18 protein-coding genes are annotated in these 24,807 nt (G+C 57.4%); 7 read left to right on the top strand and 11 right to left on the bottom strand.

What is annotated here, in order from left to right:
* The first annotated feature begins 195 nt into the window (after window positions 1-195).
* On the top strand, window positions 196-564 hold the full coding sequence (locus F758_RS43890) for a methylamine utilization protein (protein WP_024508438.1): 369 nt from the start codon (window positions 196-198) through the stop codon (window positions 562-564).
* Window positions 565-569: 5 nt separating this feature from the next.
* Here F758_RS43890 and F758_RS0113950 read toward each other — a convergent pair whose 3' ends face one another.
* The 6 genes from F758_RS0113950 to F758_RS0113920 all read right to left on the bottom strand — a co-directional run bounded on the left by F758_RS0113950 (window position 570) and on the right by F758_RS0113920 (window position 8,999).
* Window positions 570-1,634: a hypothetical protein gene (locus F758_RS0113950; protein ID WP_024508437.1), complete on the bottom strand. Its 1,065-nt coding sequence runs from the start codon at window positions 1,632-1,634 to the stop codon at window positions 570-572.
* A 416-nt stretch (window positions 1,635-2,050) separates the two neighbouring features.
* The gene (locus F758_RS0113945; protein ID WP_024508436.1) at window positions 2,051-3,076 is read right to left on the bottom strand and encodes a cytochrome-c peroxidase; all 1,026 of its coding nucleotides are present in this window, start codon (window positions 3,074-3,076) and stop codon (window positions 2,051-2,053) included.
* Between the two features lie 807 nt (window positions 3,077-3,883).
* Window positions 3,884-4,270, bottom strand: a complete 387-nt coding sequence (locus F758_RS0113940) for a response regulator transcription factor (RefSeq protein ID WP_024508435.1) — start codon at window positions 4,268-4,270, stop codon at window positions 3,884-3,886.
* Window positions 4,271-4,360: 90 nt separating this feature from the next.
* Complete coding sequence (locus tag F758_RS0113935; protein WP_024508434.1) at window positions 4,361-5,044, bottom strand: response regulator transcription factor; 684 nt, start codon at window positions 5,042-5,044, stop codon at window positions 4,361-4,363.
* A gap of 2,042 nt (window positions 5,045-7,086) precedes the next feature.
* Window positions 7,087-7,359 (bottom strand): transposase, encoded by a 273-nt coding sequence (locus tag F758_RS47695; protein ID WP_502689152.1) that lies wholly within the window; start codon window positions 7,357-7,359, stop codon window positions 7,087-7,089.
* 371 nt (window positions 7,360-7,730) lie between these two features.
* Window positions 7,731-8,999, bottom strand: coding sequence for a hypothetical protein (locus tag F758_RS0113920; protein ID WP_157449999.1), 1,269 nt, complete (start codon window positions 8,997-8,999; stop codon window positions 7,731-7,733).
* A gap of 1,931 nt (window positions 9,000-10,930) precedes the next feature.
* On the opposite strand from F758_RS0113920, the gene F758_RS0113910 reads away from it, so the two are divergent.
* The 3 genes from F758_RS0113910 to F758_RS49540 all read left to right on the top strand — a co-directional run bounded on the left by F758_RS0113910 (window position 10,931) and on the right by F758_RS49540 (window position 12,637).
* Window positions 10,931-11,140 carry a cold-shock protein gene (locus tag F758_RS0113910; RefSeq protein ID WP_024508430.1) on the top strand — a complete coding sequence of 70 codons (210 nt, stop codon included), beginning with the start codon at window positions 10,931-10,933 and terminating at the stop codon, window positions 11,138-11,140.
* A gap of 904 nt (window positions 11,141-12,044) precedes the next feature.
* Entirely contained in the window at window positions 12,045-12,221 is a 177-nt protein-coding gene (locus F758_RS49545) for a hypothetical protein (RefSeq protein ID WP_157449998.1), read from the top strand.
* Window positions 12,218-12,637: a DUF7694 domain-containing protein gene (locus F758_RS49540; protein ID WP_157449997.1), complete on the top strand. Its 420-nt coding sequence runs from the start codon at window positions 12,218-12,220 to the stop codon at window positions 12,635-12,637. The genes F758_RS49545 and F758_RS49540 overlap by 4 nt, the downstream gene beginning before the upstream one ends.
* Before the next feature lie 915 nt (window positions 12,638-13,552).
* Here the strand turns inward: F758_RS49540 and F758_RS43885 are convergent.
* The 5 genes from F758_RS43885 to F758_RS0113865 form a co-directional block, all read right to left on the bottom strand.
* Window positions 13,553-13,741, bottom strand: coding sequence for a hypothetical protein (locus tag F758_RS43885; RefSeq protein ID WP_035721927.1), 189 nt, complete (start codon window positions 13,739-13,741; stop codon window positions 13,553-13,555).
* A 190-nt stretch (window positions 13,742-13,931) separates the two neighbouring features.
* On the bottom strand, window positions 13,932-14,621 hold the full coding sequence (locus tag F758_RS0113890; RefSeq protein ID WP_024508428.1) for a response regulator: 690 nt from the start codon (window positions 14,619-14,621) through the stop codon (window positions 13,932-13,934).
* A gap of 1,158 nt (window positions 14,622-15,779) precedes the next feature.
* Window positions 15,780-16,220: a VirK family protein gene (locus F758_RS0113880; protein WP_024508427.1), complete on the bottom strand. Its 441-nt coding sequence runs from the start codon at window positions 16,218-16,220 to the stop codon at window positions 15,780-15,782.
* 947 nt (window positions 16,221-17,167) lie between these two features.
* The gene (locus F758_RS0113870) at window positions 17,168-17,839 is read right to left on the bottom strand and encodes a P-loop NTPase family protein (RefSeq protein WP_024508426.1); all 672 of its coding nucleotides are present in this window, start codon (window positions 17,837-17,839) and stop codon (window positions 17,168-17,170) included.
* Between the two features lie 63 nt (window positions 17,840-17,902).
* On the bottom strand, window positions 17,903-18,652 hold the full coding sequence (locus F758_RS0113865) for a P-loop NTPase family protein (RefSeq protein WP_024508425.1): 750 nt from the start codon (window positions 18,650-18,652) through the stop codon (window positions 17,903-17,905).
* A 951-nt stretch (window positions 18,653-19,603) separates the two neighbouring features.
* On the opposite strand from F758_RS0113865, the gene F758_RS0113850 reads away from it, so the two are divergent.
* From F758_RS0113850 to F758_RS53260, 3 genes are all read left to right on the top strand, one after another.
* A complete protein-coding gene (locus F758_RS0113850; RefSeq protein ID WP_157449996.1) occupies window positions 19,604-20,338 on the top strand; it encodes an FkbM family methyltransferase in 735 nt (244 codons plus the stop codon).
* A gap of 108 nt (window positions 20,339-20,446) precedes the next feature.
* Window positions 20,447-23,545, top strand: coding sequence for a multidrug efflux RND transporter permease subunit (locus tag F758_RS0113845; RefSeq protein ID WP_024508422.1), 3,099 nt, complete (start codon window positions 20,447-20,449; stop codon window positions 23,543-23,545).
* 353 nt (window positions 23,546-23,898) lie between these two features.
* Window positions 23,899-24,561, top strand: a complete 663-nt coding sequence (locus F758_RS53260; protein WP_502689149.1) for a sulfotransferase — start codon at window positions 23,899-23,901, stop codon at window positions 24,559-24,561.
* The last annotated feature ends 246 nt before the right edge of the window (window positions 24,562-24,807 follow it).

Raw genomic sequence — 24,807 nt, 5'->3', positions numbered from 1 at the left:
CAAACGATGCCTGGCACCCGCCCAAGGATGGGTTAGCTCAATCGCCTGCATAATGCCCAAAACCGATACTGAAATCGTTAAGATGGAACTTGCGATAATGCTCGGGCCACGTAATTCAAGCCGTCATGCCTTCGCGCACCACTTGTCGAGGCGTGATGCCCAGTCTGCGATTTGGAATTTCCAACGAGGTCATAAATGCAATCATTGCTGCTGTTGCGTTCTTTGCGCGTTGGCAAAGCAGCTGCTGCCCCAGTGGCAGCAGCGATTTTGGCGGGCGTGCTCACGGGAGCAGCGTTAGGCGCGGGCCCATATCTGATTTCGCAAAGGGATCGCGAATTCAAGCCGGGTGAGATTGCGATCAGGCGGGGTGAGACGGTGCGGTTTTCCAACGATGACGGTGAGCTCTTGCATCATGCGTATTTGAGCTCCGACGCGTTCAGTTTTGACTCCGGCGATCAACAGCCCGGCAGCAACTTCGACGTCGTCTTTCCCGTTGTTGGCGAGTTCACGGTCTTGTGCGGCATTCATCCGAAGATGAAGCTACGCGTGCACGTGACCAGGTAGCGGGCTTAGAGAATCGATGTGTCGAAAAGTGCGGCGTGGCCGACATAATAAGCAAGGAGCGTGGCTGTCAGCGCCGCAGACAGGCCCACTGGCGCGAGCCAAGGCAGACGATGGTCGCGCTCAGCGGGTGGATTATCGCAGATGATCGCCAACAAGAGCGCGATGATCATCGAGTGTCCGATCGTGTCGAGCTTCCCGAATTCGAAACAGGCGCTGATGAACATCCCCATGAGCACCGCCGCCGCGCAGCGCCGGACAAGCGGCGTCCAGATCAAGGCAAAGGCGAGGGTGAATTCGACCATGCCTGCGGCGCGCATATAGAACTCGCTGTCAAACCCAAGGGCGAGGCCGGGATGCTCGATAAGGAGCGGGAAGCTCCATTGCGGATAGGCCCACTTTTCGACCGAGGCCCACATCAACGTCACCGCGGTCGCGTATCGCGCAATGTCGAGCGGTGAAAGGCCGAATAAATCCTTCTGCAGCCCGACGAGAGTGAGGTAGGCGGCTAAGCCCAGAAAGATTGGATAGTCGGCAAGATGGAAGGCGCCGTACTGCTGCGCGCCAATCCCGAACAAAATCACGATGCCCGCCGCGGAGAGAGGCAGCGTAGGTCGCGACAACAGGCCCGCCGCGATCGCAAGCTGCACAAGTCCCACAAGAGGTGACGTCGTTTTCAATTCAGGCGTGAGCAGGATTCCGCCCGCAGCCCAAATCGAGATGATGAAAAAGCCGCAGACGGCGCGGATCATTTCCTCGGTGCGCAACCGCAGTCCGTTGGTTACGCGGTCGAGGGCACGGATCATTGCTTCGCCCACGACGGTGCGCTCTGCTATGCAAGCCGCAAAGAACCAAAGCAAGGCAGTGCCGAGAAGCAACTCGAAATCCGAACATAGGACATTCTCGAGTCCTCGAGGCTGGCCCGCGATATCGTAAGCACAAAACCACTTCACATGGGCGCTGGCCGCCTGCGTCCCCAGGACGCTAAAGGCAAGCGCCGCGACGTATTTGAAGGCAACAAAGCACGGTCTAGCGGATGATGAAATGACATCCCGCCCCCAATGATTAAACATTCCAACAATACCCACCCATTAACGAGTTGTTAAACTTATCTTAAATTTTAAGCTTCCTCGAGGTGCCACCAACTGCCGGTTGTTTTGTAGTTAACGGCGCGTGGCCGCAACGTGGTTCATGCGGCAGTTGTTGCAGTCCTCTCAATTTTAGCGAATTGCGCAACGGGGTCTCAATTCCGTCTGTCGTAATGAAGGACAGACAAATCGGATGGGGACGAAGGCGATGCTCGGAGTTCTAGGTGCTGTAACTGTCGCATTGGGCTCGGCACTTACGCGCGGACCAAAGTTGCGTACGTTACGTACTGATGCCTTGGAGACCTGCGCCGGCGCACTTCTTATCCTCGGTTTCGGCTTGCTGGGATCAGCTTTGCCGCACCTGTGCTGATCAGGTTGCAGGCTGCAATCGGGTCAGACCCTCACCGCGGCAATATCGGCACATCCGTAGCTGCTGTGGACGCGGTGAGCGTTTGAAGAAAGGAGATAAGGTCGCTCTTCTCGCCCGCGGTCAGCAAAAGCGGTTTTATCAACGGCGACCGGCTTGGACGATCGATCCCGCCTTTGTCGTACAGTTCTATGACGTCTTCCAGGGTCGCGACCGATCCATTGTGCATATAAGGCGCGCGGCGCGCGACATCGCGTAACGTGGGCGTCTTGAACGCGTACCGCAGTTTTTCTGATTTCGGAAACAATCGTCCGCGTCCGATATCGTCGTCCTTCCCAATGCCGATATCCTGAAATGATCCGTCCGTGAAGGATGGTCCGCTGTGACAGGCAGAGCAATGTGCCTTGCCGTTGAAAATGTCGAAGCCGCGCTGTGCCGCCGCGCTGATGGCGGTTTCGTCTCCCATAATCCACCGGTCGAATGGTGACTCGCCCGCGACGATGGTCCGTTCAAAGGTCGCGAGCGCTGCTTCGATCCTGACTCGTGTTATTCCGCCGTCCCCAAAAGCATGAGCGAATGCATCTACATAAGCGGGAATGGCCGAGAGACGTGCCGTCAATTCCAGCTCACTTATATTCATATTGGCCGGATTCGTCAGGGGGCCAAAGGCGACGGACTCGAGAGTCCTGAACTTTCCATCCCACCCGAGCGGCTCGGTGAACGCCACATCGAGGAGCGTCGGTGCGCGAAGCGGCAGACCTTTAGGGTTCTCGCCGATTGCGTGCGAAAGGCCGTCCCCCCATGAGAGCGATGGATTGTGGCATGTCGCGCATGATCGCGTTTTTGATCCCGACAGCAGCGGATCGAAGAAGAGCATTTTTCCGAGCGCTGATTTGGCCTTGGAGTAGGGATTGCTGCCCGGAAAGGGAATAGCGGCTGGCCGTCGATAGCTGGCTTGGATGAGCGTGCGATCGCTCGCGCTATCCTCCTTGGCCAAGGTGAACGCCACCCCCAGCGGTAGGAAGACCGCGAGCAGTGTCAGGTTGACCCGATATCTCATAGGAGCTCTCGGAGGAGATGCTGATTCACTAGATACATACCACAATTCAGAATGAAGGCTTAATGAGCCGGCTCCTGGAGTGGCGCTCGAAGTCTGTTCGGCATGGCGTTGCGCGTCTCATCGTTTCGTCGTTCGCAGGTGGTCGGGAATGCCTCGAGCTTGAGGCAGAAACCAGCCATTCGTTCGCCTTGTCAATGGAAGCAGATGAAACGGATTCGTACGTTACGAACGAAAGTGTAGAAACGATCACGGAGACGGGCCGGCTCAGTGCCGACAGCGTCCAGTCGCTGCTGGAAAAGCATGTTCGGGCCGCTCACAAGAGTTGCCCGTCTTTGAAGGCCAAGAGCGTGTCACCGCACGTGCTGAGGCACAGCGCGATATACGTATACCCGTCACCGCATCAGCCCGAACAGGGTATGATAGGTCCAACGACGCAGCCCGTCCTCTGGCGGCAGAGCCGGCGCCGCCGTCAGCAACGCATCGATCTCCGCGTCGCTATAGGCATATCCGATCCAACGAGTGATCGGTCGGCCGCGATTCGCGATATATCAATGCTGCAGATGTTTGCGCAGGCTGAAAGCACTGTTTTCTGGCTGAGCCATGGAAGCGAGTTAGCCAATTTTCGAACAGCTTCAGGACACAGTCCGCGCGCCAGCGCCTATCTAATTGGTCGAGCATTGGCCGACCGTTGTTGCCGCGTTATCTTGTTGTCCTCTTCTAGGCGGCCCATTGTCCTCACTTTAAGGCTGGCTCCATGGCGGTCCTGCCCTGAAGAAAATGCGGGCCGAGTTGCGCGCAGAATTCGTCTCACGCGCCCGGCCGACGATCCGTCCGCAGCGCGAGGTCGACACACTTGATCAATTTGCGGCCGGAGAAGGGTTTGGGCAGAAGGCAAGTGGCTCCCGCGCTCAGCGCGCGGGCGCGAACCCGCTCGTCTGGAAAAGAAGTGATAAAAATGAATGGCGCGTCGCAACCCCGTGCGCGTGTATGTGTCAACAGCTCCAGGCCATTCATGACCGGCATCTGCACGTCCGCGATCACGCACGAGGTTTCCTCGAGCTGGGGCGATCGTAAGAACTCGTCAGCGGATGCGAATGTCTTTACGATGTACCCACGCGACTTCAGAAGATTGTTCGTTGCTGTACGGACCAACTCATCGTCATCGACGATAGATATGCTAAACGAGGCGGACAAGACGACCTCATAACTCAGGGGAAGGCGCCTGCCGTAGCATAGCCACCTGGACCTAAGGTGAGCCTTGGCGTGCAGATTGTAAAATCATACTTAGGTTTGCTGACCGTCGCGGTTGGCGCTAATGCCAAGCCTTTCAGCCATTCTGATCAAATCAGCCACTGACCGGGCGCCCATTTTCTTCATCATCTGTCCGCGATAGATCTTGACGGTAATTTCGGCGAGTTTCAGCTCCGCGGCTATTTGTTTGTTCATGAGCCCTGCAGCAACGAGTTTCAAAACCTCCTGCTCGCGTACGGTCAGCCTGTCGAACAAGGACTGCAAGCTCGCAGCGGTTTTCTCGGCCTCTCGTCTCTTGCGGTCCCGTTCGATCGCGGCGACTACCGCATCAAGCAGGTCCTGCTCGCGAAACGGTTTGGTCAGGAAATCAACCGCGCCACGCTTCATGGCCTTGACGGTCATCGGAATGTCGCCATGTGCCGTGATGAAAATGATCGGAATATGGATGTTCTGCTTGGACAGCTCATTCTGAAGCTCCAGGCCACTCTGCCCAGGCAGCCTGATGTCAAGGACAAGACAGCTGGTAACCTGCGGGAGTTTGTTCTGGAGCATCTCCTGAGCGGACTCAAACGCAAGTACGTTGAGGCCGATCGACCGAAAAAGGTTCGTGAGCGAGCGACGCATAGAGATGTCGTCCTCCACAACGAAAACCGTCGGCTTCCCATCCGGCTCGTCGGCCTTTCCGAGTTGAGGCGAGTCAGAGCGTCGTTTCACCATTTGGATTCTTTATAAAAAGGGACCGGACTTGCTGCGCCGCGCTGCGGAGCCTCTTGCGAGCGGCAGGTGGAAATAAGTGTGCGGGCGCTGGTGCTTCGCCAAACGGGAGATGCCCATGTTCGGTCAAATTGAAAACCGTTTCCGGCGTAGCCGCGACGGCCCGGCTCAGTTTCACGCGGGTCTGGAAGACCAAGTTTAGTATTCCGTGCACGCATCTGGTTCGCTTGACAACGAAATTGGTGGCCTCGCTTACACCTGACTCGTCTTCGTCTGACATGAACGCAATCGTCCAGACGAGCGAAGCTCGTCCTCCATGCGCAGATGACAACAGTAGGAAGAAAGCCCGAGCTCGACCCACTCCCAAGGCGTCTGAATCAGCCCTACGGGACCCAGGTTTTCCAAATCCACGCAACGCTTCAAATCCATCGGATCTGCTGGCTTTCGCGGGCACTTCAGAATCACTGCATACACGTGTTCAAATATCGTGCAATTGTCGACTAGGCAATTCAATTATGCTAATCTGCGGGCAGGCGGTCGGGTAGGCTCCTCTCGGGAGCGATCAATCCTGTTCCATACGCTGGGGGAGAAGTGAGCCTGCTCCCTTAATTGCATCGCACAGGCGAGCTTTATCTGTTGACCCGCAGGGCCTACAGCTCTCCTAGGTGCGCGTCCTCCGTCTGCTCTTTGCTGAATAAGCCAGAGAGCGGACCACGAGCGCCTCTTAATGCTCGATGTCAGACAAATGATTTTGGCGGCCCATGGCTCTCGGGCGGTGAAGAGCGATCCTCGCGATCGCTGGTTGGAATGTGGCAGAGGCTTGCCCGCTGGTGAGCGCTTTCGCCATCGGCTGCAATTAACTCCGTTATCAGCCCTACAGTCGAGAGGGCGACATATTGGCGATTGCAGGCCAATCAAGTTGGGGGACGGCGACCTACGTAATGCTACGTAGGTCGGGCGTCGCATTTCCTTGATCTTCAGATTGCATGCTCGTTTGCATGAACCCGAAAATTCTATTCTACGATCCCAAGCACTGGCGAGCGCGTGCGGATGCAACGAGAGATAAAGCCAATGCTCTCGCCGATGGAAAAAACAGAGACAGGCTCCTCAAGGTCGCTCGTGAGTATGAGAGCCTAGCCCGGCGTGCAGAGGAGTGGCAGAGGCTGCAAAGTGAGGGGGACGCACACGCCGATTACAGATCTTGAGGCTCCGCCGTTTCTCCACAAGGGCCTCAGCACCTGTCCGCAGCTTTGCTTCGTTGTCGGTGAATCCGTTCTCATTCCAGCCCCGCCACGTCGCAGGGCGGATGGCGTCCGCGCGCCGGAAACAGACGGTGCGGGCGCAGAAGACAGGCCGGACACTATGACCGAACTTCTTACGGCACATCTTTTGCAGAAGGGCGACTGGGTCCTTGACGTCTGAGCCTCGACAAGGCCCACCGGCCCGACGCACCTTGCACCCGGCCGGGTGCGTCGGGCTTCTTTGTGCGGTTTGAGCGTAAAAACAGTCGAAGCTCCGCCCCGCCCATAACGCCAACTCGGCGCCCCGGTTTGTCCGATCGCCAACGCAAGTGTACAGTCTCATTCACTCTGTGAGAAGTGCGACACCGCCGTGCCTGTAAGCTGAGGAGCGCAATAGCGGCTTGAGTGGCATCGCGATGTGGGCAGACGCGTTCGTTTGCTTGCATATGCGCTTCTCAGTAGCCGAATGAAAAAGCATAGACCTGGAATATTTTTGTCGAGGGCGGAGAGGTGCGTGAGCTCTGAGAACAAAAACGCGCTCAGCGCGCCGCTACCATATGGAGGCGTGCTCTCGGTGCGGCGGTACTTGAACCGCCCTCGCTCAAAGCGGCACACGACTTGCACGGCTCATGTTGAGCATTGACGAGGGCCTCCTCCCCCCTCATCCCTGCGCCTGGTCGATGCTCCAACCTTGTCAGGTTGTGGCCCGACGCAACTCCGTTCTGGAGAAGCGTCGGGCCTTTCTGTTGCTTCGCAGCCTGAGAGATGGATAGATGACTCTGGACGCCTGCGCAGAGGACCGCGTCACTTGGCCACCTTTACACCCCAGCCTTTCAATGCAGACCAACGCTGGGTGCGGGTTAGAAGTGCAAGCGCGGCCTGATAAAGGATGGTCCTGAGCATCACATCGCCGCGCCTCGAAATAGCGCCGTTCCGGTCGGTCTCCCCAGATGCGTATTTGCGTGACGTGAGGCCGAGATGCGCGCCAACGTCGCGGGAGCATTGAAAGCGGTCCCCGTCATTAAGGGTTGATAGAAAAGTGATTGCCGTCAGTGGACCTGAGCCGGGTATCGTCATGAGCCCGCCGGTATGTCGGCTTGCGGCGTACTCTTTCAAGTACCATGTTGTGTAGGACGCCATACTGTTCACGCAGCACGGCTCGCGCCACAAGCATTGGGCGCAGCATCGCTGCGAGGTCGTGGATGGCCATCTGTGAGTTCATTAGTTTGCCGCTCAAACGCCCGCTTGAGATATACAAATTTAACCGCGAAGACCCGTAAGACGCCGGGGACCGGACGATCCGCTCGTGGTCCAATAGATCTCCAAAATCCTGGCCACCGAGGAAGGATCGGTGGCCAGCGCAGACGGGAACACACGCCAAGAAGACTGTTGTACCACCTGCATTACCCATGGGCCTTTTTTCGTAAACACGTTCGCGAACAGCCTGTTCAGGTTCTTCGGCGGACAAAGATGTCGTTTGGCTTGCCTGTTGGCCCGAACATGGCCGTGTAATTCACGTGGTCGATCATGAAATGTGTCTCCGGCTGAAACGCGGTCGGCAGCACGTGATACAAAGACATTCCATTGATGAGGCTCGGCGGCGCCGCCTGGTCGCCGTGCTGCCAGCCGGGGACGTACATTGCTAGGTTTGGCACCGTAGGCGTGAACGCCGGGTGGGATGCCGGGCCGAGGCTCGATGCCCCGAAGTTTTGATCCCAAGATAGCCCGCTCGACTGACTGACACTTTGCTCTGGCAAATAGGCCGGCGGCCCCTGCGGAGCGCTCGGTGTGTTCCAACTGCTCGCTGGTAATTGGCCGACGAGGTCCATGCCCCGCCGAAACTCCGTCGAACGAGGCAACGGCACGGGTTCATCCGACGCGCTAGCCTGATCTCCGGCCTGCCGAGAGCTGTCCGCTCCGGAAGCGCCCGTTGCAATGTTGCTGCGGTACCGCTCAAGCATCCTCAACGCGCCCATGAGCTGACGGTTAGGTAGAAGGCCTAACGATTCGGCACGCTCCATCAGCTGCTCGTGGCCAAGCATGGCAAGTGCCTCGCCGCGGCGTGTGAGCTTTTCCGAAAACCTGCGAAGCGCGCAGTTATAATTTACTGCACCTAGCCCGCTGGCACGACACGCATCGTCGATGAGACGGTAATCTGCTTCAGAGGGATGATGATGTCGACGCGGGGGAGGGTCCCAGCGGCCCTGGCGATACTGACGAAGGGTATTCAACCCCTTCATCATTTTCTCATCCGAGCGGTTCGGGACGTGTTCGAGTAAGGCCGCGTCATCGAGTCTTTCCAACGTCATTCCCAGAGACCCGAGATGATCCGCCAATCTGCGAAGACCCTGAGCGTGACCTTCGAGGGTAACTAAGCTCAGGCGCCTGTTTACACGGGCTGCGTCAAGCATGTTCTCGATGAGGACCAGGTCCGCGCGAGAGGCGTTACGATGGCGTGCCTGTAGCATATTGATATGCCGGCGCTGCGCCTCCCCCTCCGCTTGCACCGGTTGCAGCGCTTGCACCGCTGGCTCCGGCTGAACCGTTGGCTCCGGTTGCACCGCTGGCTCCGGTTGCACTACTTGCTGACGTCTTAAAACCTCCGCAACCGCGTCCATCGTATCTGGATGGTATAAATGGAACTGGTAGGTCGATTGATCATTTGGATCGTATAAACCGAATAACCACAATGCATCGGACAACTTGTTCGGGTCCATGTTAGCCTCGTGCGTTCACAGATCGCCTGACACGGTGAGACATTAGCCGATCGTCTATCCGCAGAGAAGGCGACGTAACTCGGCGCGCCCGGTTCGTCGTACGAGCGAGCGCTCGCCAAAACTCGTTCCTCACGTGCCGCTTAATCGCTGCTGCCCGGCGCGACGATCCTCCGCTTTGGCGCGGTAATACGCTGAATTATTTCGAATCGTACTCCGGTCAGTGCGTGAGCCCAGCTTGTGTGCCCCGGCGCGACCATCCGCACTCCGGGGCGGTGCTCTCTCTCTCGGCCGATCGGGGACAAGCGGAATGAAGAGGTCGCACATCAGAAAAGCACGAAACAAGCGGGCAGCTTCTGCCCGCCTGGGTCCTAGGAGACCGGACCTCAGTAGCGGGAAGGCCGCTCGGCACGCTAGCGACATAGTCGGCCAGTTCAGCGTCGTCTTGATCTAGATCACTCGCGCGAGCCGCTTTCCACCCGCTTGTGACTGTGGCACCGTTCGTGCCGCCGCCCTTGCAACGGCACTCGGGCGCAGTCTGCTTCTTCGTGCGACGTTTAAGCACAGGCTGCGGTTTACTTTCGTCGGCCCCTGTTCGCTTTATGGGACGGAAACTCGACCTGGTTTGCCGCTTCGCATTGCCGTCGATACCGACGAACTAGCTCATCTCCCGAAGCTCCAGACATCAACCTTGTACCGGCTTTGACGGCCGCCTCTATTTTTTGCGGATCATGCGTTCGGCCCCCGGCCCATTCACCAGCGGGGGACGTTTAGCATCGCGTCACCGAAGCTGAGCCGGCGGGGCGCGGTCTTCAAAAAAAATGATCCCGAGGCCGGATAGCGTTAGCATTTCCATGGTCATCTTAATGCGAAGTATGGTTGCGTGGAGTGAGTGGAACTGCTGATCCTGCACATTCAGCTGGGAATGGCCGTCGTGCTCCTCATGAGAAGGCCGCAATGAGCCAGCAGATGGCGGCCCAGAGCAGCCCGTTAACAACGATGATCCCAATTAGGCAGAAAGTCCGGCTTGGCCGCGCTTGCGACGGACCGGGATGGGACAAGCGAGCAGCTCTATGGCCGTCAATCACGGTTGGCTCTCGTTCGCGCCAGTGCGTCATCGGTATCTCGCTTCGATAGTTTGGTCAGGGCCAAGAATTCGCTTGTTGAACGTCGCCAAGCCGGGCGAACGGCCACCACCCTGCCGGAGAACACTCTCGCGGAGCCGGCCGGACCTGATCGCCAGCTGATCTCCGCACTGCCAGCCTCACGGTCTGCAGCATCTTACCTTGTGCTGCTCGACGAGAGAGGGCGCCTCCAGTTTCTTTACAAAATCCGTCCAACATTGACCGGGCTGCTTGTCCACGGCGCCTAAGGCTCGGCGGCTTGGCCATCAGTCTTGGATTCCTGGGGACCAGCATCGAGATGCCGCATCATTGCGTTGACGGGTACCTGCAAATACCCACTTGCATTGATCGGTGCGCGTGATGATAGCAACGTCGGGGCGCAGAGCCGTGCGTCAGCGACGAAACAGAACAATAATGGCGCACCTTGCGTGATGTCGGCGCTGACAACATTTCCGCTCCTTGGCTGGAACATTATCATCTCAGCAATCTGCGTGCCGCAGGGCGATCGTCCTGCGGACGCCGGTCTAACGGAGAAAAGAACTGTTTGGTGCGCCCCTGCTTGAAGTGGCGAGCTGTCGGTGTCGGCTTCCCCACATCACCGTCTTCAACTTAACACGACATGTACGAGCACAGAGGAGAAAAGAGTCAGGTGGCCTCTCCTCTAGCCAAGCCGGCGACTAGACGTTAGTAGTGGTCGCAGATCGATGTCGCGATGAGATTTCAGTGCGGACCCTTGCTGCCGGGTTAGAGCCCGGGCTCCTGAAGAATCGTAATCGCCGCGTCATTCGTTTTTTTAGAGGAGCTACTGAATTGGCGGTCGGAACTGTGAAATGGTTTAACAGAACGAAAGGCTACGGGTTCATTAGGCCCGATGAGGGCGGCGAGGATGTGTTCGTGCACATCTCTGCCGTGGAGAAGGCGGGTCTAACTGGCCTGCCAGATGGAGCCAGGGTTAGCTACGAACTGTTCACTGGTCGCAGTGGCAGAGTCTCAGCTGAAAACTTGCGCATCGATGTCTAAGGCGCGTTGCAGTAGCCAGCGGCTGCCGCCACGTTCGTGAGAGTCGCCTTTGAGCATTTGAGGGAGCGCTCGACGCCTGGCGAAGGATCTCCGAGTGCGCTCTCGACGGAGCTCAATGGCAAATTGTGATAGGCCGCCACTCAGCAAGGTCCCAGCTGGCTAGCTGAGTAGGCGGCATTGAAGACCTAGGCACCGCAATGATGGCGGATGGAAAGTGCGATTTGCACGTCCAAGCCATCTCCAACATGCTCCCTGAGCAATGCTGCGGTAAATGCATTTCTATTCACAGCCTCAATACACGACCGGGTCCGCGTGGCCATACAGATGTCCCATTCACGCTGTTTCAGCCTCGCCGAGGAGCGGCAGGTTTGAGGGCTAAACAAGTGCTACATTGACGTGCAGAAATAGGGCGGCCCAATCGCGCCTTTGGGCAACGCTCGCGGGCCCATTCTGCAAGCTGCTTCGCGTAACGTGGGGCGCGAGACAGAGATGTTGGATGCGACTGCTATCGATGGCTGCGATTGCATGCATTGAGGAAATGGATACCAGGCAGAGCCCGGCTGGATAAGTGCTGCTTGACATATTTGCTAGACAATGGCGATGAGCAGCCATTTGCCGCGGCGGTGGCGGAATGGCCCCTAAGGGTCGACTTGTCTTTCTGGCGATGGGTGGGGTTCGGTCGAAACACAGGCAACTCGAAGCCTGTGCATGATCCGCAGCTTGCGGCCGATGAGGAGCATGCGACGGGCTGCTTAGGAGATCTCGCCTTGCAGTCGGGCTATTCAACCGAGCGCGAAAAGATGGCGAGCAGAATCCGGGCTGCTGGCGGTTGTGCCGTATCCGTTAAGTAGAGCAGAAGCGCCCCATTGGACGTGCTTGGCCTCTTTGGCAGCGGAGAAGAGAGATGATCTACATTTACGGCTTACTCGGCGGCTTATTCGAAGTTCAGCGGCTGACGGAGAGTCGAGCATGGCACTGGGACGTTGCGCAGCAGCGCTGGCTGGAATCAATGAAGGAGGCGCAGGACAATGTGATCTACGTCGATTTCAAAGCGAGCCGCGAGACAAAGGAGGACACGTGAGAGCGCAGATTCCAGAAAGGCTGGAAGTCAGCCGGGTACGATATGGCCAGTTCGCCAGCCAGCCGGGATCAGGTCCTTGCGGCCTCTTCTTCGTTGATGGTCCTTGTGGCTGCAAACTCAAGATCGTCGGAATTGTCCGGCCAGGGTGGGAGCATGTCTCGGTCTCGACCCAGCGACGTTGTCCGAACTGGGAAGAGATGTGCTTCGTCAAAGACCTTTTTTGGGATGAAGAGGAGTGCGTGATGCAACTGCATCCGCCGCATTCGCAATACGTGAATAACAGCCGATACTGCCTGCATCTCTGGAAGCCGACACGTCAAGTTATTCCAATGCCGCCAACGCGCTTCGTAGGGGTTGTCGGACTTGAGCCATCTGAAGCTGCATCGTTATCAGCACGGATGAAATTGTTGTGGTGAAAGCCATGTTCGTGAAAGTGCCCCTCGGAGCATGCACCCAAATTATGTTGCGGCAGCCACCGGAGCTCTTCGTAACGCGCTCATTTTTCTCCAGAGGAGAGGCTCTCGGAGAGAGTTCGTCAGATTGCCGTCAGCTTTGTTCATTAAGGCGTCCAGCCGTCGGTATTTAGTAGCCAATGATCACACTTCAAACGAATATGTCTGGCCATATGGAGGATAGGCTGCATCTGGATTGGGCACCGTTCTGGTTGCGATCGCCGCTTGATGTAGCCGCGTTGTGCTGTGTGGCCTGCCTACTGATGACCGCGCTTATAGTCGTGAGCCTCACAGTCGGCGTATTGCTTGTGCTTTACGTAACCAACCGGATCGTGTCAGTGCACGTCAGCAGTTGCGCTGGCACAAGACCTTTCAAGTCAAAATTAAACAACGTCGTCATGCCTGGAAATTGTTGGGACAAACCGGCGCACGAACAAGCCCGGTCACCCGATAAGATCAGCTAAGCCATAGCGCAGCAGGCGCATCTAGAGCACTAGCAAGACCCCGGGTGGCAATTCTGCTGAACGAGCGCTGGCAGTTTCCAAAGAGAGCGAGCCGAAACATGAGCCAGGCTGTTTGAGTTGCGCCGATGCTGCTTATTTCCGAGACGATCTGGACCTCGTGAGGCCACGATTAACCTTCCGGCCGTTTACTCGAGTTTCGGCCGGCCGCGCCGACGTTAGAGTATCCTCTCTTGCGTTGACGCAAAGCCCCGCGGGAAGGCCCCCGCCCGCGGGGCTATTTTCTTTACGTGCGGCTGCACGAGCGCCTTCTTGAAACTTGTTGAGAAGCCGATCGTTTGAATTTGGCTGCCGTCGCGACTATCAAGGTGCGCCCTGTCCAATGCCGTCGTCAACTGGGACGCCCTCCACGTCTATCCTAAATTCCGAAGTGGAATGCTCCATCCGGCCAAGCAATTGGCGGGGTGCGCCCGGGTTCGTGGAGGTTGGTCAGACGGCTCACGGCTTCCAGCAGCCTGTTTGGATCATCGAAGAAGATCTGGCTTGCGCTGAATGCTGGCCGCACAATGTAGGGCGTCACGATACTGACCAACTCGGTTTGTCCCATTGATGCTCTCCGGTGTGGCACGTGCGCCAGCTCTAACCTCCCGTGTTGCCAAAAGAACGATGCACAGCAGGTGGAAAACTGAAGTAAAATGAGCATTCAGACTGGCACCGTCGCCTGCAGAGCGACGGTCGCGGTTGCTTCTACTGCTAAGAGGGATTTTCAACTTCGTCTTTACTTTCGGGTTAGTTCGTTAGGCGGCGGACGCCGCACTGGCTAATTCCAGTACGTAGCCAATGCCGCGCGCGGTTTTGATCCGCAATGTCGCGCCCGATTGGGTTAAGTGACCGCGCAATCGGTAAATTCCGACTTCAAGCGCATTCCTCGAAACTTCGTTGTCAAAGGCGTAAAGGCTGTCTTCAAGACACGCGCGTGGTACGGTGCGGCCTGCGCGGCTCAGCAGACGCTCAAGAATGCACACTTCACGACGCGCAATCCTCAGGGGCCGGCCATCCACCGACACTTGCCGGGCGATCGGATCGAATTTTAAATTCCCAAATGTGACAATCGGTGCGGTCATGTGTGTTGACCGCCGTAGGATGGCTCGCATCCTGGCAATGATTTCATCAATTGATATGGGCTTGGGCAGGAAATCGTCGGCTCCGCCATTGAAGATGGCGATCCGCCGACTGAGGTCGTTGAGACGGCTCATCATCATAGCGGGGATGGAACGGCCATCGCGCCTTAAGCGCTTCAGCCAGTCTAAACCGTCTCCGTCCGGTAAGGCCAATTCGAGAAGAAGGATATCGTAGCTCGCGCAATCAAGAGCCGCCGTCGCCTCGTCCAGCGTGCGTGTGACATCAACCGCGAAACCGCGATTCGAAAGCGCGGCCTGCAGAGCACGGGCAAGGTCGGCTTCGTGGTCGACGAGTAGCGCTCGCATTGTGGTCGCCTCTTTTCAAGTCATGTCGGAATGACTGCGCAAATCACGCTCTTCGCGCGGCGGAGTAGGGTGCTGCATACAATGCACCGAGCGGCCAGGGAGCAGAGAGTGGGCACCGGCGATGCCTACATCCAGAGCTGCCCGTGCCGTGCAGCACGCCCGCAGCCATGTGGACCCACTTAATATGGGAGCGGCGGTTGGCCAAACCCTGGTCTCGAACTTCGATCGAGCGCTCTGTTCCGTCAGGTGGCAATGATGCAAGGATAGCGCACACGCCTCTCGAAGTGCTTGGGAACTTGCCAATACGATTGGACGAGGTTGGTATCTTGTCCAGCGCATCGCCGAGGTTGAGAGCGGGCGTTTGAAGGGACAGCTTGAGCTGTGCAGCGGAGCTATACGGCCCCACCTGGCGGGTTTGAGACATTCGCAGTTCTTGCTAATTGTCGGGATGAGGTCGTCTGCTGAATTATATCGCGACCTTTGTCTGGAACCCTACAATCTAACGCTACGTGCGATTCAACCGCTTTCGTAGCTCGTTCCGTGAAAATATTAACGAATACTGGGCGGCCGCTCCGGCGAGCGTTGTAATGCTACTAAACACTCGGTAGCTTATCTGGAAAGCACTATTCACTTGCTCCGGAGATCAGAAATCTACTCTCGTGCAGAAGTTCCCACCCAAGAGGCCATCTGCGATCGTATCAGAACAGGGACAGAGCGATCTAAGACATTTGCTCTTGAGTAGGATCTATATCAGGAAATCGTACGCGCGATTCGATGCGCACGCGCCAGATCGACTGTCCCGGCAATCGAAAGGCCGATGCCTCGCTCAAGCTCGGAGCAGGCGTGGCTTTGCTTGACCGTCAAAATCTATCCAGTCTATCGACCTAGTGCCGTCGGTTAAACTGTCGGCTATGTGAACATCAAAACAATAATACTTGGCTCAAGCACTTGAACGGGTGCGGGCTCGTCCGAACTGTTCCAGCCGCTCGAAAGCGTCTTCGCTCTGGCGTATCAGCCTAGGAAAGACGGCCAGAAACAAGCTGGCCGCCCTTACGATTGCGCATACCGTGTTCTAGCTCCCCAGAGACGGCGAGATGATCTCTAGGATCGGACGTCGTTGCTGAACGGCAGCGGAGCGGTGCGTGTTCGTGTTTTGGATCACCAGACGAACTTTGCCCCCTCCGGCAGTTCGCAGACGAATTCACCCTGGTTCACAACGTCAGCCGCCCCGACCGCGAGCTTCGAGGCGCGCACCGTGAGCTTGCCCTCGCGGCTGAGACTGTGGCGAATGTATTCCGTGACGGCGTGTCCCGAGCTGTCGATCGTTTGATGCGCATTAGCGAAGCTGATGCCGTTTTGGGCGGTCACCCTGAAGGCACTGATAACGAGGCCGCCTTGCGTTGCCGGCCCTGGCTTGGCGCCATCGATCGTCGTGCAGCGGCTCAAGTCGAGTATCAGCTTCACATTCTTTCCGGCCTGCAGAGCACTGAGCACCTCCAGGTATTTCGGCGAGGGCTCATCGGCTTTCGCGATCGCGGTTATGCCCAGAGCCAAAAGCAAGGACAACACGATCGGCAGGTGTCTGCCCCTAATCTGCATATTCTCTTCTCCTAGAAACAAAGGCTGCACATCCGCCAACGTGACCGCTGTCGTATTGCCAAAGAGCTCGGCCGCTTTAGTACATCAGGGGGCGTTAGCTTTAGGATAATTACAATCTGACGCTGCGAGCGGTTCAACTGAAATTAAAGTGGCCGCGATCTGCTCATCGGCTTTTTCGAGCGCTCGTCTGGTTCTGAACAGCTAACTTCTTTATCAGAGAGTGCTGGATGTCGATGCCGCTTAACGCACGGGCAGGGTGACGGGACTGGTGATGATTGGAGACGTGCTCGCGACAGCTTTGTCGAGGTCCATAGGCGGACTTTCAGCCTACGGCTTTTGCACGCGTTCACTCTATCTTGCGTCGGATTCGAAGTTTGCTACTGTGTAGATCTGCGAGGATCGATGGAACGGGCCAACAGCAATTTCAACCTGTTCGATTCGATGTGGAAGGATTCGCGCGGGCGTATTATCAGCAACGGCCGATCTTTGAGGGCGTTTGGGCGAGTTGCAACTCAGTCCATCCAGCGAAAGCTCTGCAGAAGCGACTTCACGTGATGCGCGTCCTGGACAGGCGGGTGCCCCGATCCGGCGCGCCGACATCGGGTTCGATGCGGATGCCGTCGCGGGAGGACAATACGTTCAGCCGCACGCGCCATAACGTAGACATCCCCGAGGCTCTCCCTCAAAGTTAGACACAAGAACAGGCGCAGTCCGCTCTGCGAGATGATCTGTTCAACAGCGCGCGATATGGCTCGCCATCCGAGGCGTAGGACGCGACCAGGGCCAAGGGCAGCAAGAACCGCGGGCTGTGGTCGCGCACCAATCCGCTCCAATACCTTTGCGGTTGGCAAAAGAAGGGACTAGCTCACCTGACCGACAGGGCCCTGTGTCACTGTCGATTGATTATAGGTCGCGGTCGAACTCAACGTTCCCAAAGCTAGAGTTGTTCAACCCGAGCGTCCCAGCGTTAGCTTCGAATCGAGATCACGCAAGATGCCGTAGTTTCGTCCGATCCATTGATACAACTCACTGGATGGATCCTTCTCGCCGCGCAGATAGCTTGTGAAGGAAAAAGTGAGCCTATCGATATAGGTTTTTAGAAAGACCGGGAGCACGGGCAAGCGGAATAGTGCCGCGCGGTGAATGCAATCAGGTAATTCGCCGCGCACCACGAATTCGTTATGGATGGTGATCAGCGCCGCGGGCGGAACCTGCCGCCGCAGCATCTCATAGCTACGCAATGAGAAACGGTCGGTGCCGGCGAAAAATAGCATCGCCGGTGCAATACGGCGGCGCGCCGCCTCTTTGATGAAGCCGATCTCCTCGCACATCTTGAAGAATTCATCGAAGGCATGGAAGCCGAGATCAATGACCTTGGTTACCCGATCATTGAGGATAAGGCGGTCCATCAACTGCATCTTCCCGTAGGTGTCCGTCACGTCCGCAGTCTCGGTGATGTCTGGGAGATAATCGAGCAGTGACGGCTCCTTCAAATTGATATCGAAGGAGAGCACCGTGCCGTTCTTCAGCAGCAAGAATTCGCTCAAAAGCCTTGCCACCAGGGTCTTGCCGACCTGCGGGCTTGGAGAGCAGATGATATAGACGGGCGTCGCTAACATTACCGGCGGTGCATCAGAGCAGTTCTCGTGCGTAATCCAGCCGCGCAAAATCGGAAACGAGAGTCATTTCTCGCCGCTGCGGCTCACGGATGTAGCCCCCGCCAGGTCCTTGAGGTTGATACGGTCATACTCGCTCCAGACGTTTGCGAGCCAATGCCGCACATAGCCGCGCAGCACGAAGGAATAGTTTGCGGCATCGTCACGCGGATCCTTATTGGCGATGAACCTGAGGAACGGAACGGAAGCGACCTCAACCTGCTCATAGGCCATCTCGTCGAGCTTCGGAATGGTCAGATCGGTCGCGTCCTTGATGCGATGGAAATAGGAGTTGTAGGTCGAGTGGTCCCATTGGAAGAACTGGGTGTCATTGATAAAGTTCTTCACCAGGAAGTATTTTCCGCCATTCATGAAGTTTTCCGTCTCGGCGATCTCATCCAGCGAGGCGATAGACGAGCCGAGGATATGGAACAGGGCGAAGGTGATCTGTCCGGTCCTCACCGCGTCCAAGAAGCCGATGTCGCGCAGCGATGTCAGGGCCGGAGAAAGCAAGCCCGCGCGAACATCGATCACGGTGACCGATAGGCCCGAGTTTAAAGTGTCAAAGATCTTCATCTGGTCCGCCGTCGTCGTCATGTCGACGATCTCAGTGATATCGGGGTGGAAGCGCTTGAGCGTACCCCGGGGCGATTCCGTGTCGAATGCGCGCGTCTGCACGCTATGGATACTGAAGTAGTCGAGAAGCGTCCGACATACGGTCGTTTTACCGACCCCACCCTTATCCGCACCCACCACAATCACAACCGGCTTTGCCATTAGAATTCCCTTGAGAACGCGTTAGCGCCGATCGCGGAGCACGCGAGCGGCAAGTCTCTGCTTTGGTCGCGAACATGGCGGAAAAAAGAGGTGATGAAATAGTTGAGGAGTTACCAACCCAATTTGTGTGCGATCTAGATCAGCGCGCATTACGAAATGACGCAATCGCGCCTTTACGATAGATTCTCTCGATCTTCCGCACGGTGAAAGTCCGAAGCGCAGCGCTCATCATTGCGATCGCTGGCGGCTCAAGGCGCAGCGGAAGGGCCAATCCACGAAGCTAACAGTGCGTCAGCTTTCGCCTTGGCAACGGTGCCGCTTTGACGCCGTCGACCAGAGAAGACGCCCGGGACGCTTGGCCCTGAACTGCGATGTCACTCCTTTTTGCTGAGCAGTGGTCCTGAACGCGGCATCACCCGCCACCGCCTAAATGTTCCAAATCGTGGCTGAGCATTCGATGGAGGCAAGGGGAAGAGGTGAGGAGTTCCAAAGCGTTCAACTGCCGTCCTGGATCTATCCATCGTGTGGATGTTGTGCATCGAAACTATCGATTGTACCGATGCTGCGACGGCGGATACAAAGGCCGACGTCAAATCGCAGGGCACAGCAGATGATTTGAGTCCCGTTTCGGAGAAAGGTGTACAGACGGAGTATCAGCCGAGGCTTATCATTGTCCGGGCGACAACGTTCACTAGCCCCGCGCAAGCTGCATCAGGCCGGCTTGGCGCCGCAGATCAGCCAGGCCTCAGCTGCCGACAAACGTTTGTATAGCTCTTTTAACCCTTTCTATGTCGGCCGCTTACCTGCGTAGAGTTGAGCCGACCTTTGAGCTCGTCTTAAGTGGCCCGAAGCTGGACCAACGAGGCGACCGGTGGGCCGGTGCGGACTCTGAGCTCTCCGGAGACTGGTTTGGGGGAGTCCTTGTAATTGAGATGTTGAGGACGGAGTTCAATGAAAATGCCGCAGTCTCCCACTGAAAGCCCGCCGGACGGTGTACAGCCGCCTTCTTCGGAAGCTTTGGAGCGTGATTTCAATCCAACGTCTCCGTTAGAAGTCCATCGGCAGATCGCGTCCTTCCTGGACAAACCAGATCCCGTGATCCTAGACATCGGCTGCTACGACGGAGTTGATACGCTCCGTTTTCTTCGGCTTTGCCCAAGAGCTGAGGTGTACTGCTTTGAGCCAGACCCCCGTGCGATTGCTCGGTTCAAGAAGAATATCGATCCATCCCTTGAGAAGGTGACTCTTTTCGAGATTGCAATCAGTGACCGAAATGGTCGAATCGATTTTCATCCAAGCGATGCTGATGGAGAAGCAGAGGGTTGGGCTCTCTCTGGGTCAATACGGCGGCCAAAGAACCACCTTTCCGAATATGCTTGGGTTCGATTCGATCAGCCGATCTCAGTGGAAACCCAAAGACTGGATGACTGGTACAACAAAGCCAAGTTGGACAAGATCGATTTGATCTGGATGGATGTGCAGGGAGCTGAGGCAGATGTCATCGCGGGCGCCAGCGAGACCCTGAACAAGACGCGCTTCGTCTACACGGAATACAGCGATAAAGAGCTCTACGAAGGGCAGCTATCGCTTCGAGCCATCCTTAAGCTTCTGCCTTCATTCGAACTGGTCGCCCAGTATCCTCGAGAGATAGAAGGCGATGTCTTGCTGAGAAATACGAAGCTTTAAAACCACCGTTTCTGCGTCCCTCGGGCTATTTGGCGCAATGCTCGTGCATTGATGAGTCGGGCACTGGCCTGAGTTGCTAGCGCAAGTGTCTTGAATGCGATCCTGTCCATGGCGTTTACCGATCTATTTATAAAGCGTCCGGTCTTGTCGGTGGTGGTCAGCCTGCTCATCCTGCTGATCGGCCTTCGCGCGGCCAGCGTCCTGCCGATCCGGCAGTATCCCAAACTGTCGAATACGCTGGTCAACATCACCACCTCATATCCTGGCGCCTCCGCGGACATGATCCAGGGTTTCATCACGACCCCCATTGAGCAGGCGGTTGCCTCGGCTGAAGGTGTAGATTACATCACGTCTTCATCGGTGCTCGGGACGTCGACGATCCAGGTCCATATCAAGCTCAATTTTGACCCCAACGAGGCGCTCACAGAAGTGCTCGCCAAGGTCAACTCGGTCAAATACCTGATCCCGAAAGAGTCCAACGATCCGGTCATCACCAAATCCACAGGGCAGGCGACAGCTGTCATGTATCTCGGTTTCTCCAGCGAGGAACTGAGCGGAAGTGCCATCTCAGACTACCTCTCGCGAGTCGTGCAGCCTGTTCTCTCGACGGTGGACGGCGTCGCCTCGGCCGACATCCTGGGCGGACAGACCTTTGCGATGCGGCTGTGGCTCGATCCGATGAAGATGGCAGGGCAGGGCGTATCTCCGGCCGATGTTTCAGCTGCAGTAGCAGCCAACAATTTCCAGGCCGCGGCCGGTCAGGCTAAAGGCTATCTTATCCTCTCTAATGTCACAGTTAACACTGATCTGAAAAGCGTTGATGATTTCAAGCGCATGATCGTCAAAGCTAAGGACGGCGGGTTCGTGCGCATGGAGGACATCGCAACCGTCGAGCTCGCCGCGCAAACGAACGAGGCCAGCGTCGCTCTAAACGGCGAGCACGCGATTTTCATCGGCGTGCAGCCAACGCCCCAGGGCAACCCGCTCAACATCGTCAGGGGCGTGCGCGCACTGCTCCCCGAGATCGAGCGGAACCTGCCGCCCTCGCTGAAGATGAAGGTGGCCTACGATTCCACCAAGTTCATCCAGTCCTCCATCGACGAGGTCGAGAAGACGCTCGGTGAAGCTGTGGTCATCGTCGTGATGGTGATCTTCCTGTTTCTAGCTTCCCTGCGATCGGTTGTTATCCCCATCGTCACCATCCCCCTGTCACTGGTCGGCGTCTGCAGCATGATGCTGGTGCTGGGCTTCTCGTTCAACCTGCTCACGTTGCTCGCGATGGTGCTTGCGATCGGACTTGTGGTCGACGACGCCATCGTCGTGGTGGAGAATATCCACCGTCACCTCGAAGAGGGCGCGCCTTCCGTACAGGCCGCGCTCAAAGGAGCGCGTGAGATCGTCGGCCCGGTCATCTCCATGACCATCACACTGGCTGCCGTCTACGCGCCAATCGGTTTCCTCGGCGGCCTGACCGGCTCGCTGTTCCGGGAGTTCGCCTTCACCCTCGCAGGTTCGGTGATTGTGTCGGGTGTGGTCGCGTTGACGTTGTCGCCGATGATGTGCGCGGTGTTCCTCAAGAGCGCCGAGGAGGGGCGGTTTGCAAAACTCGTGAATCGGGTGTTCGGCGCCATGACGAGCTGGTACGGCCGCAAGCTCGATCGCTCGCTCGACTATCGCCCGATAACCGGCCTGTTCGCGCTGACTATGCTAGGTCTCGTCGGCTTCCTCTATATGCACACCTCCAGAGAGCTCGCTCCCGAGGAAGACCAGGGCATCATATTCGCGATGACCAAGGCGCCGAAATACGCCAATATCGACTACCTCGATTTCTATGGCGACAAGCTCGACAGGTCGTTCCAGAAGTTCCCCGAGGCTGACCTTCGCTTTGTGCTGAACGGCATCAGCGGTTCGCAGAGCGGGATCGCCGGCATGCTGCTCAAGCCCTGGGATGAGCGCAAGCGCTCCTCCATCGCGCTTAAGCCGTTGGTGCAGGCCGAGCTTTCCAAGATCGAGGGCATCAACGCATTTGCCTTTAGCCTCCCGCCGCTGCCGGGCGGCTCGGATGGCTTGCCGGTCCAGATGGCGATCAACTCGACTCTGGATTACAAGACGGTCTATGAGCAAATGGCCGAATTGAAGGACGCCGCCCGCAATAGCGGCCTCTTCATAGTCAGCGACTCTGATCTCGAATTCAACCAACCGGTGGTGCGCATGAAGGTGGATCGCTCTAAGGCCAACGACCTTGGCATCACCATGCAGAACATCGGTGCTGCGCTCGCAACGCTGCTCGGCGGCAACTACATCAATCGCTTCAACCTCGAAGGCCGCTCGTACGAGGTAATCCCGCAGGTCCCTCGGGATAAGCGCCTCACACCAGAATCGCTGGGCGGCTATTACGTGACAGCCGCAAGCGGCGCGCGGCTGCCGTTATCGACCGTGGTTTCGATACAGACGGGGACTGACCCAAACGCGCTCACCCACTACAACCAGCTCAACTCGGCGATCTTCTCGGCCGTACCGATGCCCGGGGTAACGATCGGGCAGGCGGTCGACTTCCTCGAGGGGGAGGCGAAGAAGCTACCCGCAGGGTTCAGCCACGATTATCTTGCCGACGCACGGCAATACGTTCAGGAGGGCAACCAACTCGTCGTTACGTTTGCGTTCGCATTGATCATCATCTTCCTCGTGCTGGCAGCTCAGTTTGAAAGCCTGCGCGATCCGCTGGTCATCATGATCAGCGTACCGATGGCGATCGTTGGCGCTTTGGTCCCGCTGTTCTTCGGCGTGGCGACCATGAATATCTACACCCAGGTGGGGCTGCTCACCCTGGTCGGCCTGATCAGCAAGCACGGAATCCTCATGGTCGAGTTCGCTAATGAGCTCCAGCTCAAGGAGGGGCTCGACCGCCGCTCCGCGGTCGAGATCGCAGCGCGCGTCCGGCTACGCCCGATCCTGATGACAACGGCAGCGATGGTGACGGGCCTATTGCCGCTTCTCACCGCAACGGGCGCAGGTGCGGCCAGCCGCTTCTCGATCGGGGTCGTCGTGGTCGCGGGCCTATCGATCGGCACGCTGTTCACGCTTTTCGTGCTGCCGGCAGTCTATGTGGCGATCGCCTCCGACCACCGCGCCGAGCTCACCTGCGAACCGTCCAACAAAATTGCCGAGTTCGAGCTCGTCGGGGAAGCCCACTTGGCCGACCGGTAAGCACGATGACGAATCCAGCTTCATTACATCGCTGCACGTTTGGCAAAAGGCGCTGCTCGCCGCGTGCCATGCGACCATAATGAGGCGGTCTCGGCCCCCAGCAACGGCCGCATGCTCAAACAGGATGAGAAGCTTCCGACAGCCGTCCGAAATAAGGGCATGGGCTCATGACATTGGATCGTAGCCATTCGCCACGGGGCTGCTTTCTTCTAGACCTTCCCCGATCAGGCACGACCGTGCTGGCCCATTTGCTACAGCACCACCGAGATATTTTTGGCCCCGCCCGAACCCTGGCTAATGTTGGCACTTGAGGCGTTCGGCAGGGTAGATGACCGCCACCCTGCGGGGCATCGTTGATTCGGGCCGCGACGTCGGAATTCCTTGGTCGAATAGATCGCCGCATCGTAGCCCGAGCCTTGACCGATGCTGCCTACGGGCAGTATCTGGCGGCAACCGGAAAACGTACCTTCATAGATAAGACGCCACGCTATTGGATGGTGCTGGATTTTCTGGAGTGTCTATATCCCGAAGCGCAACGAATCGCTTTATTTCGCAATCCGTATGCCATAGCCGCTTCGGTGAAGGCTAAATGGGGCATCCCACTCAGCTCGGCGAGCTGCCCATCAGCCATCGTATCTTGTCTCGCAGATGTTGCACTCGGTCTGCCATCGCCGGCCATCGCCTCCTTCGCTTGCCGATCTCGTTCTTGGCCTGCCTACGCTTGCCGCTCAGCGCGGTCGCCACGATACGCTAGTGGTACATTACGAGCATCTGGTCGCGCACACCGAGCAGGAAGTTCGGCGCTTGATCGCGCACTGGGCTACGATCCCGAGCAATTAGCGTCGGCAACCATGGAGCATGCGGATTATCTGCGGTCCAGTGGCTTCTGGGATCGAGAAATCTTAGAACGAAAAGCGCTCGATGACCGCTCAGTCCGGACTTGGAGCAAGCCGCGCTGGCATCCGACAGGGCTGAGGAGACGTCGCCACTCGGCGAGACTTTCGATGCTTCATTAGCCGTTCCCGAGGGCTTTCCCCGGGGCACCCAACCCGCCTCGCGCGCATTTCGGCACGCCGCAAGAAATCGCTTGAATCTCACGCAGCGTCAGGGTGTAGGCGTGCCGCTACTTTGCTGCAAATCATCACCGCTCCAAGGCTATTGCGCGGAGCTGTCTCCGTATCAGACCCGCCGCCAGCCCGAGCGCATGATAAGCGCGGAGTGAACCACAAGGGCGAGCGCATCTATCACTTGTACAAGGCGCA

The organism is Bradyrhizobium sp. ARR65, from assembly GCF_000472385.1.
Lineage (GTDB): Bacteria > Pseudomonadota > Alphaproteobacteria > Rhizobiales > Xanthobacteraceae > Bradyrhizobium.
Note: the sequence above shows the minus strand (reverse complement) of the source record. Positions and strands in the feature narration are given on the sequence as shown.